Origin of the sequence: Clostridium sp. (assembly GCF_030532265.1) — a bacterium.
Taxonomy (GTDB): domain Bacteria; phylum Bacillota; class Clostridia; order Clostridiales; family Clostridiaceae; genus Clostridium.
Genome location: NZ_JAUNLM010000101.1, coordinates 1 through 3,841, shown reverse-complemented (window position 1 = coordinate 3,841; position 3,841 = coordinate 1). Strand labels below are relative to the sequence as shown.

Below are 3,841 nucleotides of genomic sequence, written 5' to 3'. Positions count from 1 at the left end.
GTTAATGTTCCAGTTATGAACTTTAAAAGACAGCTTGAAGGAGATGAAGGTAGTATCTTCCCATATGGATTTGCGAACACATCATCAGAACTTGATGATGCTATAACAAAGCTTTATGGAATATTACCAAAGCTTTTAGAATTAGCAGAAGTAGAAAAGTCATGCCAACTTATGGCAGATGAAATAGAAAAGACAAGAAGAAGAGTTAATGCTCTTGAATATATGACAATTCCTCAACTTCAAGAAACTATCAAGTACATAAGAATGAAACTTGATGAAAATGAAAGAAGTGCTTTAACAAGACTTATGAAGGTTAAGAGCATGATAGAGCAAAGAGGATAACTTTATTTATTACACCTTAGAATAATTCTAAGGTGTAATTATTTGTCAAGATACTAATACAATTAATATAATTATAGTACTTAAGATGTAATGTTTTATTTTTGAAAACATTACAACAAAATTAAAATTGGATCAATTCAATTGATAATAAATTATATTAATAGTATAATTCTTATTAGATTATAAAGTTATATTAAAATTTTATAGTCTAACGAGAGTTAGGAGAATGGAAAATGGATTATTTTATAGAATTTATAGTTTCATTTTTAATAGTAGCTATACTTATGCCATTAATAATGAAGCTATCTAATAAAATAGGTTTTACGGATAAGCCTACAAAGAGAAAGAAGCATAAAAAGGTAACACCACTTTGTGGGGGACTTACTATGTTTATAGGTTTTTTTATAGTTTACTATTTTATAGCTAATGAATTTGATAGTGCTCATGGAATATGGATATTTGTAGCGTCGGTTCTTATATTAGTTATAGGTTTAGTAGATGATTATTATAAATCAATAGGAAAGGAATTTCCTATATTACCTAGACTTATAATACAAATATTAGCGGCAATAATAGTTTTTAATGCTGGTGTAGCGTTTAAAGGTTTTACTAATCCTTTTACAGGGGTATATATTGAATTAAATACTTTTTTACAGTTTATTTTAAGTATAACTTGGATATTTGGAGTTACTACGGTGATAAATTGGTCAGATGGAATGGATGGACTTGCAGGAAGTATATCATTAGTTTCTTCAATTACATTTTTTATTGCAGCTATAATATTATCTCAAGAATATTCAGCAAGCATATCTGCAGCATTAGCAGGAGTAATAGCAGGATTTTTAATTTACAATAAATATCCAGCGAAGGTTTTTATGGGAGATTCTGGAGCAAATTTTTTAGGATTTATTTTAAGTATTATAGCCTTAGATGGCGCATTTAAACAAGCTACAGTATTAAGTCTTCTATTACCTATATTAGCTTTAGCAGTGCCGATATTTGATAATTTATTTGTAATATTTAAAAGATTTAATGAGGGGAAACCTGTATATCAAGCAGATAGAAGTCAAATGCACTTTAGATTAGAAGAAAAGGGTTTTACAAAACCTCAAATAGTACATTTTATTGTAGGAATAAGTATAGTCTGTTCGTTTTTATCGATAATATTATTATTTTATAATCATCCATAGAAGTTTAAAGCATTACTTTTTAGTAATGCTTTTGTTTTTATAATTATTAATATATAATATAGTTTAAAATACAATTGGGGGCTGATTATAATGTATATAGGAAGTAAAGTTCTACTTAGAGCTTATAATGAAGAAGATATTGAAAAGGTATTAAATTTTGTAAATGATTTTGAGGTTAAAAAGTTTTTAGACTTAAATATACCATTTCCTATAAGTAAACGAGAAGAAGAAATATGGATAAAAAAGAATAGAGAAATAAATGGTTTAACTTATGATTTTGCAATAGAGGAAATAAGCACTGGAAATATTATAGGTGGTTGTAGTATAAATGCTGTTAATATAAAAAATAGAAACTGTACTATTGGAATTATGATAGGTGATAAAAATTATTGGGGCAAAGGATATGGATATGATGCATTATCTATATTAATTAAATTTATATTTGAAGAATGCAATATGGAGAAAATAAAGCTTGGAGTATTTTCTTTTAATGAAAGAGCAATTAATTGTTATAAAAAATTAGGATTTGAAGAAGAAGGAGTACTTAAAAAAGAAATATATAGATGTGGTAAGTATTATGATGAAATAGTTATGGCAATGTTTAAAGATGAATATTTTAATAGATGTAAATAAGTTTAAGAGAGATGATTATATTTTGAACATAATAGATAATTTTGATAAAAATGTAGTAATTTTAGATGGAGCTATGGGAACTATGCTTCAAGATGTTGGACTTAAAATGATTAAAAATCCAGAAGATTATAATATTACAAATAAAGATAAAATAGAAAAAATTCACAAGATGTATGTTGATGCTGGAGCAGATATAATATTAACTAATACTTTTGGAGCTAATGATGTAAGATTAAAGTCTAGTTCTTTTACTGTATATGAAATTGTAAAAAGTGCAGTAGAAATAGCTAAAAAGTCTGTTAATGGAACTAAGTGTTTAGTGGCTCTTGATGTAGGGCCTCTTGGTGAGTTTATAAAGCCAAAAGGAAGTATAGAATATGAAGATGCAATAGAAATATTTAAAAAGCAGATTAAAGTGGGCGTAAATCAAGGTGTAGATTTGATAATGATTGAAACTATGATGGATTTGGACGAGATGAAATCTGCTGTAATTGCAGCAAAGGATATTACAAATAAGCCTATATTTGTCACTATGACGTTTAATAAAGATTTAAAAACGATTTTTGGATATACAGTTAAAGACATGGTTATTGAATTAGAGAAGTTAGGAGTAGATGCTTTAGGATTTAATTGTTCAACAGGTCCTAAGGATATGATAGAACTTGTAAGAGAAGCTAGGTATCTTACTAAATTACCTATAATAGCAATGCCAAATAGGGGGAAACCAAAAGTTATAGAAGATAAGCTTGTATATGATATGACAAAAGAAGAATTTTTAAATTATATAAAACAAATAATAAGTAGTGGTGCAAATATAGTTGGAGGTTGTTGTGGAACAACTCCTGAATTTATAAGTGAATTGAATAAAAACCTTAATAAAAAATAAAGATATCCTTAAGGATATCTTTAAATTTTTAAACAAAAATGAAATATGTTGTTTTAATCTTTACATTATTTATTTTATATGTTTAAGTTAAATTACTTAATATTTAGTATAGGAGATTTTAAATTGAAAAAAAATTTATCAAAAATAAAGTTTTGTATTTTTATAATAATACTTATAGTTGGATTAATAGTTCTTGCTATTAACTTTGAGTATTTAAAAACATTAGATATGAATCAAGTTTGTCAATCAATTAAAGATAATAAGGTATTAGCTAGTTTAGCTTATATTGGAGTTTATATAATAAAACCATTTTTTGTTTTTATACCAACTAATATATTAGCAGTATTTAGTGGTATATTATTTGGCCCGGTATATGGTTTTATATTTACTATGACTGGATTTTTTATATCAGGAACAATTGCTTTTTTTGTAGCTAGATATTTAGGAAGAGATTTTGTTAATGGAATAATAGGCAATAAGCTTTTGAAGTTAGATGATAATATGGAGAAAAATGGTTTTAAAATTTTGCTTTTATTAAGGTTGCCACCAATTCTTCCATATGATCCATTAAGTTATGCTTGTGGACTTACAAAAATAAGATATAAGGATTTTATTATAGCATCTTTAATAGGCGTTTTACCTGAGACTATGTGTTATTCAATTATTGGAGAAAACTTTTTGGATCCATGTTCACCTAAATTTATAGTACCTATAATCATACTTATAGCTGGAGTATTATTATCTAAAAAAATAATAGGCTCAAAAAATAAAATAAAAGTATAATATTTAA

At 26.1% G+C, this 3,841-nt stretch carries 5 protein-coding genes; all 5 read left to right on the top strand.

The genetic code is table 11. The annotated features are described in order from the left end of the window. The coding region (locus Q4E08_RS11745) for a V-type ATP synthase subunit D (protein WP_303131157.1) at positions 1–342 on the top strand (342 nt) is incomplete at its 5' end. Between the two features lie 233 nt (positions 343–575). After that, on the top strand, positions 576–1,532 hold the full coding sequence (locus Q4E08_RS11740; protein ID WP_303131155.1) for an MraY family glycosyltransferase: 957 nt from the start codon (positions 576–578) through the stop codon (positions 1,530–1,532). A gap of 90 nt (positions 1,533–1,622) precedes the next feature. Next, complete coding sequence (locus Q4E08_RS11735) at positions 1,623–2,165, top strand: GNAT family N-acetyltransferase (protein WP_303131154.1); 543 nt, start codon at positions 1,623–1,625, stop codon at positions 2,163–2,165. Continuing rightward, on the top strand, positions 2,140–3,051 hold the full coding sequence (locus tag Q4E08_RS11730) for a homocysteine S-methyltransferase family protein (protein WP_303131152.1): 912 nt from the start codon (positions 2,140–2,142) through the stop codon (positions 3,049–3,051). Before Q4E08_RS11735 ends, Q4E08_RS11730 begins: the two co-directional genes overlap by 26 nt. 123 nt (positions 3,052–3,174) lie before the next feature. Continuing rightward, positions 3,175–3,834, top strand: a complete 660-nt coding sequence (locus Q4E08_RS11725) for a TVP38/TMEM64 family protein (protein WP_303131151.1) — start codon at positions 3,175–3,177, stop codon at positions 3,832–3,834. Positions 3,835–3,841: the final 7 nt, after the last annotated feature.

Coding starts and splice junctions, on each gene's coding strand:
- Q4E08_RS11730 (WP_303131152.1), top strand. CDS start 2,140: ATGAATATTTTAATAGATGTAAATAAGTTTAAGAGAGATGATTATATT.
- Q4E08_RS11735 (WP_303131154.1), top strand. CDS start 1,623: ATGTATATAGGAAGTAAAGTTCTACTTAGAGCTTATAATGAAGAAGAT.
- Q4E08_RS11740 (WP_303131155.1), top strand. CDS start 576: ATGGATTATTTTATAGAATTTATAGTTTCATTTTTAATAGTAGCTATA.